Here is a 6,644-nt window from a genome sequence, read left to right on the forward strand (position 1 = left end):
GCCAGGCTGAACCGGCACCGGCTAGCCGTCCAAGTCGAAAGTTTTCATCCCAGATTTCCCGATAGCTGCCGGTTTCTCATGACAGCCAATAGCGCAACGGTATGAGTTTCTTAGGAAACAGCGATTTGCGTGGCGCGTTGCGTTCGGCAAGCTTTGCTGAGGCGGCTGCGCTGGTGTTGCGCGGTGTCGTTTTGGAGGCTGGGCATGGAGCGGCTCAAACGCATGCTCGATCACATCGGCTGGAATGAGGCTGTGCTCCACGGTGCTGAGCCGCTGCGGCGCGCAGCAAGGCGCATGCAGGGGCGACAACCCCAGCAAACGCGGGCGCGCCAGCCACCACCCGTTCATGGCCTTCGTCGCCGACACCCGCACGCTGGCCAACGTGTGGCTGCGCCCAGGCAACGCCCACACAGCCAACAATGCCATCGCCTTCTTGCAAAGGGAAACGCCGAAGAAAGCCGCGAGCGGGATGCGGTGCAAGGCGCACGGGGCGCAGGATGCGAAGCTAGATAGGCGAGCAGCCGAGCACCGCGCAAAACAGCGAAGCGCTCGCGCAGCAATTTGTTCAGCGTTTCCAAAGGGGCGGTCAACTGCGGTTTTTTGGTTCAACTGCGTGACGCAGCTTCGCGCAGCTTGGCGTGGCGTGCGTGCCTGCGGGCGGGCGTGCAGGCGGGCGAGGTATCCACGCAGCCTTGCCCTACACCTTGGCCGTTTCGCAGGTGCGGCGGCAGGAGGGCTTGCCAATGGAATGGGTGCCTGGGCAGCGCGTCGGGTCCGTTGGCTGGTGCTGGTGTTGAGTGCTGCGCCGCATGTTCGCTCTTTCATCCTTTGCCCGTCTCGACCATGTTGCTCCTGCTCTCACCCGCCAAGTCGCTCGACTACGACAGCCCCGGCCCGGCCGTGGCGCCGACCCAGCCTTTGTTCATGAAGGATGCGGCCGAGCTCATCGCCGTGCTGCGCCCCAAACCGCCACAGGAGATCGCCGAGCTGATGAGCCTGAGCGACAAGCTCGCCGCGCTCAACGTGGCCCGCTTCGAGGCCTGGCGGCCCGAGGCAACCCCCGCCAACGCGCGCGCTGCCGTGCTCGCCTTCGACGGCGACGTCTACCGCGGCCTGGCCGCCGACGCGACGCCGGTGGTGGTCAACCTCGCCTCGCAGGAATACTTCAAGGCCGTGGACACGAAGGTGCTCAAGGCGCGCGTGGTGGAGTGCGTGTTCGAGGACGAGAAAGACGGCAAATACAGAATCATCAGCTTCTTCGCCAAGCGCGCCCGCGGCCTGATGGGACGCTGGGCCGTTCTGCACCGCGCCGCGCCTCAAGCGTTCTGTCACCGTGAACACGCGCACCGGCGGCGAGGAACTCAACGACGACCGCACCAGCGCCGGCATGTTCTTCACCCGCGGCGATAGCCCGCTGGTTGTGCGCATCGAGGCGCGCATCGGCCGGCTGCTGTGCTGGCCGGTGGAAAACGGCGAGGGCATCCAGATGCTGCGCTGTGGCGTGGGTGCCGAGTACAAGCCGCATTACGACTATTTCGACCCCGCCGCGCCCGGTACCGCCAAACTCGCTGAGCGCGGCGACCAGCGCGTAGGCACGCTGGTGATGTACCTCGACGAGCCGCTGCGCGGCGGCGCACCGGTGCTCGAGGGTGAGTGAAAATTCAAGCAAACGGGCTTGACATCGAAGTCGAGGACAGCGCGACCGACGGCGACGCGGCCAGCCAGCAGGTGGTGCTGCTCATCACCGGGCTGGGCCTGCAGCTCACCGACTGGCCGGCCACCTTCATCAACGCGCTGCGCGCTGCGGGCTACCGCGTGCTGCGGTTCGATAACCGCGACGTGGGCTTGTCCACCCACCTGGACCACCTGGACGTGCCCAACCTGTTGTGGGTGGAGCTGCAGCACCGGCTTGGCTTCACGCCGCGCGCGCCCTACACGCTCGAGGACATGGCGCGCGACACGCTGGGCGTGCTCGACGCCTGCGGCATCGCGCGCGCACGTGCTGGGCATGAGCATGGGCGGCATGATCGCGCAGCGGCTGGCGTTGCTCGCGCCGCAGCGCGTGGCCAGCCTCACCAGCCTCATGAGCAGCAGCGGCGCGCGTGGCCTGCCCGGGCCGAATCCGCGCATTCTGAAGGCGCTGCTGGGTCGGCCCCCATCGAGCAGCCAGGAAGCCGTCACCGAGCACCTGGTGCGCCTGCTCACTGCCATCGGCAGCCCAGACTTTCGCTGGCCCGAACCCGAACTGCGGCGGCGCGTGCTCGCCAGCATCGCGCGCAGCTACCGGCCCGCGGGCACGCTGCGCCAACTCGTCGCCGTGGTCGAGCGCGCACTCACCGCGCTGCTGCCCCACCTGCGCGCCGCTGACGCTGCCGACTGCCGCGCCCCCAAAGCCCCCGCGCCCACATCTGCACCCACATCCGCGCCCACATCCGCGCCCACGCCATGAACCCATCCGACGCCATCCCCGAACACTCGTCGCCGGGCAAGCCCGTGGCCTGTGCCGACCGCTACGACTCCGCGCTGCTGTTTCCGCTGCCGCGCGCGCCCGAGCGCGAGGCCATCGGCGTGCGCACCGCTCGCCAGTGAAGGGCTGAGCGGCCCGCTTGGCACCACTCAGGCCGACAGCCCGTCCGCAGTAGCCGCATCGACGGCAGGTGTGCGGCCTGGAAAGCCCACGGCTGCGGTCGCCTCGGCGGGTCGGTTGCTGTGACGGCCGGGTGGGCGATGTTCAGCCGATGCGCCAGCCCAAGGCGCGCGCGATCATCATCAGCGCCACCGCCAGCGTGAGCAGGCCGAAGGCGCGGCGCAGATGCCCAGGGTGCAGCCGCCGCGCCAGCGCCCGCGCGGCCAGCAGCGCCGCCACCACACCCGTACCGAACGGGAGGGCCACCGCCCAGGGCAGGGCGCCGCTGGCCGAAGCCGCCGCCACGCCGCTGACCGAGACCAGCGCAATCACCGCCAGCGACGTGGCCTGGATGCTGCGCAGATCGATATTGCTCACCTGCTGCAGCGCTGGAACGATGACAAAGCCGCCGCCCACACCGAACAGCCCGCTGAGCAGGCCCGAGGTCAGCCCGGTGGCGCCAAGAGCGCAGGCGCAGCGGCCCGTCCAGCGCAGGCGGCCCTGTTCGGGATCGAGCTGGCAGGGCGGGTGCTCGGGCGGCGCGGCGTCGCCGTTGGCCGCGGACGCACGCAGGCTGCGCCAGGCCACGAGCAGCAGCAGGAAGGCAAAACCCAGCAGCAAAGGCGTGGTCGGCAGGCGTGCCGCCAGCCAAACGCCCGCTGGCGCTGTGACCATGCCAAACGCGCTCATGAGGCCCGCTGCGCGGTAGCGCACGATACCCTCGCGCAGGCCGAGCACGGCGGCCAGGGCAGCGGCCGTGCCCACGGCGATCAGGCCGGTGGGCGCGGCCTGCTGCAGCGGCAGGTGCAGGCCGAACACCAGCAGTGGCACCGCCAGGATACCACCGCCCGCCCCGGTCAGCCCCAAGATGACACCCACCGCCGCGCCCACCGCCAGCGTTAGGCCCAACTGCGGCGCAGCCAGCACGGTGGCAAGCAGTGGGGGCAGGACAGGGGCATCCATGTGGGCGGGGGCGCGGCAGCGGGTTGTGCCACCAGTGGGCTTGGGCTCGTGGGCAGCGATGGGGTTGCGCGCGCAGTGCGCAGGGCGCAGCGTCAGATCGCGTTGAGCGGTATTTTGAGGTAGGTCACGCCATTGTCCTCCGGCGGCGGAAAGTGGCCGGCGCGCATGTTCACCTGCACGGCGGGCAGGATGAGCACGGGCATTTGTAGCGTGGCGTCGCGCGCGCGGCGCATGGCGACGAAGTCGGCCTCGCTCACGCCGTCGTGCACATGGATGTTGGCGGCGCGCTGGTCGGCCACGGTGCAGACGTTGCACAGCGCACGGCCCGCGGGCGGGTAGTCGTGGCAGAGGTAGAGCTTGGTCTCGGGCGGCAGCGCCAGCAGTTTACGGATGGAGCGGTATAGCGTGGGCGCGTCGCCGCCAGGGAAGTCGCAGCGCGCGGTGCCGACGTCGGGCATGAACAAAGTGTCACCGACGAACAGGGCGCGCTCGGTGGCGGTCTCGCCCGCAGCCTCGCCCGCAGCCTCGACGAGGTAGCTCATGCAAGCGGGCGTATGGCCCGGGGTGTGCAGGGCACGCACGCGCAGGCTGCCGATGGCAAAGGTCTCCTCGTCATCGAGTAGGTGGTCGAACTGCGAGCCGTCGCGCGCGAAGCCAGGCTCGGCGTTGAACAGGCGGCCGAAGAACTCTTGCACCGCGGTGACATGGCGGCCGATGGCCACGCGGCCGCCGACGCGCTCGCGCAGCCAGGCCGAGGCGCTGAGGTGGTCGGCATGCACATGGGTTTCGAGAATCCACTGCACTTGTGCGCCCAGCGCCTGCACGCGATCGACCAGCTTCTGCGCGCTGTGGGTGCGGGTGCGGCCAGATTTGGGGTCGTAGTCGAGCACGCTGTCAATGAGCGCACACTGCAGCGTGCTGCGGTCGAGCACAAGGTAGCTGAAAGTCCAGGTGGCTTCGTCGAAGAAGCTTTCGATGTGCAGGCTGTTGGACATGGTGTAGCAGTCGGAAACCCAGGGGGCGGGGAATGAAAAAAGGGCCGGAGGTCGCCCCTTGTGACAACCGCCGACCCCTGTGGGCTTTACAGCGACTTGGTCGAGAAGTACCAGTCCACCGTCTTGTAGCCTTCGCTGGCGCGCCGGGCGGCGTCGGCGTCGGTCTTGGGCGGGGGCACGATCACCTCGCAGCCCGGCGTCCAGCCCTCGGGCGTGGCCACCGCATGCTCGTCGCTGGTTTGCATGGCCTGCAGCAGGCGGATGAACTCAGGGATGGAGCGGCCATTGCTCATCGGGTAATACACCATGGCCCGCAGGATGCCATTGGGGTCGATGAAGAAGGTGGCGCGCACGGCCTGGGTGTCGGCGGCGCCGGGGTGCACCATGCCGTAGGCGCTGGCCACCTCCATCTTGATGTCTTCGATGATGGGGAAGGGGATGGTGACGCCGAATTTCTCCTGGATGTTGCGCGTCCACGCCAGGTGCGAGAACAGGCTGTCGATGGACAGGCCCAGCAGCTCGCAGTTCATGGCCTTGAAGGTGTCGGCCGCCTTGGCAAAGGCGATGAACTCGGTGGTGCACACCGGGGTGAAGTCGGCCGGGTGGGAGAACAGGATGAGCCACTTGCCCTTGTAGTCGGCCAGGCTTCTTTCGCCGTGGGTGGTCTTGGCGCGGAAGGCCGGCGCCGGCTCGTTGAGGCGTGGCAGGGATTGGACGGTGGATTCACTCATGAGAAAACTCCTCGAGCTTGGGTTGTGGAACGAAACTCGACGTTGGCTGCGCGGCGGGTTCGAAGCCGCGGCGGCGATGGCCGATGCTTTGCGACAACGCTGAACAAGCCCCTTGCGCGCTGCGCATCCTGGCGCCGGGCGGGCTGCTTCGTCGCAAGCGTTCGCTATCACCGTTGCGATGGCTGCGCGTTGCGCCTTGCATCCCATCCCGCAGCCGCTTCCGCATCAACGCGGCGGCTTATTCAACGGTTTGTTAGTGTTGCATACCCGTTGCGGTATGGGGATGAATCTTTGCGATGACCGCGATAGCCCATGGATATGGCCGAGGTGACGGGGTGGGTCAAAATAGATTGCCGCTCATTGCTTCATTTTTTCTAGCAAATGACGACCATTTCGCGCTGGGGTTCGGGGTGTCTTTTTTTCAAATCGATGTTTTCGGCAGCGGCTGGCGCCGTCTGCGGCGGCTGCAGCGAGCCCACGTGCACGCCCAGCAGCCGAAAGCGCCGCGAGAGGTCCAGGCGCTTGAGGCACAGACCGGCGATGCGGCGGATCTGCGCCGCATCGGCCGTGGCCTGCTGCACGGTCATGGCCCGGGTGACCTGCTTGAAATCGGCATGGTGCAGCGTCCCGCCGATGGTGCGGCCGACGCAGCCATTGGGCTGAAGGTCGGCCGCCACCTGCTCGAACAGCCGGGTGAAGACGGCGCCGAGTTCGGCGCGGTCGCGCTCAGCGTGCAGGTCGCACTCGAAGGTGGTCTCGCAGCTCACGCTCACCGGACGGCTTTCGGTGACCACCGGCCGCTCGTCGCGACCCCAGGTGGCATCGAACAGCCAGGCTCCATGGTTGCGGCCGAAGTGCGCCATCAGCCACGCCTTGTCGCGCGCGGCCAGTTCACCGATGGTGTGGATGCCGTGGCTTTACAGCTTCGCGGCGGCCTTTGGCCCCACGCCGTTGATCTTGCGGCAGGGCAGGGGCCAGATCAGCGTCTGCAGGTCCGTGGGCTGCACGATGCTGATGCCGTTTGGCTTGTGGAATTCGCTGACCATCTTGGCCAGCAGCTTGTTGGGCGCAACGCCGATGGAGCAGGTCAGCCCGATGGCCTCGAAGATGCTTTTTTGAACCCAGATTTCCCGATAGCTACCGGTTTCTCATGGCAGCCAATAGCGCAACGGTATGATTTTCTTGAGTAAACAGCGATTTGCGAGGCGCCCTGGGCTCGGCAAGCTTTGCTGAGGCGGCTGCGCTGGTGTTGCACCGTGTCGTTTTGGAGGCTGGGCATGGAGCAGTTCAAACGCATGCTCGATCACATCAGCCGGAATGAGGCTGTGC

The 6,644-nt window shown here is 67.4% G+C and carries 6 protein-coding genes and 3 pseudogenes; 4 read left to right on the forward strand and 5 right to left on the reverse strand.

Features of this window, described 5'->3' with window-relative positions:
- The first annotated feature begins 843 nt into the window (after positions 1–843).
- From P3W97_RS08100 to P3W97_RS08115, 4 genes and pseudogenes are all read left to right on the forward strand, one after another.
- On the forward strand, positions 844–1,410 hold the full coding sequence (locus P3W97_RS08100; RefSeq protein WP_300845628.1) for a YaaA family protein: 567 nt from the start codon (positions 844–846) through the stop codon (positions 1,408–1,410).
- Positions 1,310–1,633 (forward strand): annotated as a pseudogene (locus P3W97_RS08105) (2-oxoglutarate-dependent dioxygenase); the annotation flags it as partial. The gene P3W97_RS08100 and the pseudogene P3W97_RS08105, both read left to right, overlap by 101 nt.
- Positions 1,634–1,999: 366 nt before the next feature.
- Positions 2,000–2,449, forward strand: coding sequence for an alpha/beta fold hydrolase (locus P3W97_RS08110; RefSeq protein WP_300845617.1), 450 nt, complete (start codon positions 2,000–2,002; stop codon positions 2,447–2,449).
- Positions 2,446–2,571: pseudogene (locus P3W97_RS08115) on the forward strand (NADPH-dependent 7-cyano-7-deazaguanine reductase QueF); the annotation flags it as partial. The gene P3W97_RS08110 and the pseudogene P3W97_RS08115, both read left to right, overlap by 4 nt.
- A gap of 160 nt (positions 2,572–2,731) precedes the next feature.
- On the opposite strand, the gene P3W97_RS08120 reads toward P3W97_RS08115, so the two are convergent.
- The 5 genes and pseudogenes from P3W97_RS08120 to P3W97_RS08140 all read right to left on the reverse strand — a co-directional run.
- Positions 2,732–3,589: a sulfite exporter TauE/SafE family protein gene (locus tag P3W97_RS08120; RefSeq protein ID WP_300845619.1), complete on the reverse strand. Its 858-nt coding sequence runs from the start codon at positions 3,587–3,589 to the stop codon at positions 2,732–2,734.
- Between the two features lie 92 nt (positions 3,590–3,681).
- Positions 3,682–4,584, reverse strand: a complete 903-nt coding sequence (locus P3W97_RS08125) for an MBL fold metallo-hydrolase (RefSeq protein WP_300845621.1) — start codon at positions 4,582–4,584, stop codon at positions 3,682–3,684.
- 86 nt (positions 4,585–4,670) lie between these two features.
- Entirely contained in the window at positions 4,671–5,315 is a 645-nt protein-coding gene (locus P3W97_RS08130) for a peroxiredoxin (RefSeq protein ID WP_300845622.1), read from the reverse strand.
- Between the two features lie 374 nt (positions 5,316–5,689).
- Positions 5,690–6,433, reverse strand: a pseudogene (locus P3W97_RS08135) (helix-hairpin-helix domain-containing protein); the annotation flags it as partial.
- Positions 6,434–6,463: 30 nt separating this feature from the next.
- Positions 6,464–6,644: hypothetical protein (locus tag P3W97_RS08140; protein ID WP_300845625.1), on the reverse strand; the 181-nt coding region annotated here is incomplete at its 5' end.

Origin of the sequence: Tepidimonas sp. (assembly GCF_029335975.1) — a bacterium.
Lineage (GTDB): Bacteria > Pseudomonadota > Gammaproteobacteria > Burkholderiales > Burkholderiaceae_C > Tepidimonas.

Excerpts from the sequence above, each read along its gene's own strand:
- P3W97_RS08100 (WP_300845628.1), top strand. The coding sequence starts at position 844 with ATGTTGCTCCTGCTCTCACCCGCCAAGTCGCTCGACTACGACAGCCCC.
- P3W97_RS08125 (WP_300845621.1), bottom strand. The coding sequence starts at position 4,584 with ATGTCCAACAGCCTGCACATCGAAAGCTTCTTCGACGAAGCCACCTGG.
- P3W97_RS08130 (WP_300845622.1), bottom strand. The coding sequence starts at position 5,315 with ATGAGTGAATCCACCGTCCAATCCCTGCCACGCCTCAACGAGCCGGCG.
- P3W97_RS08120 (WP_300845619.1), bottom strand. The coding sequence starts at position 3,589 with ATGGATGCCCCTGTCCTGCCCCCACTGCTTGCCACCGTGCTGGCTGCG.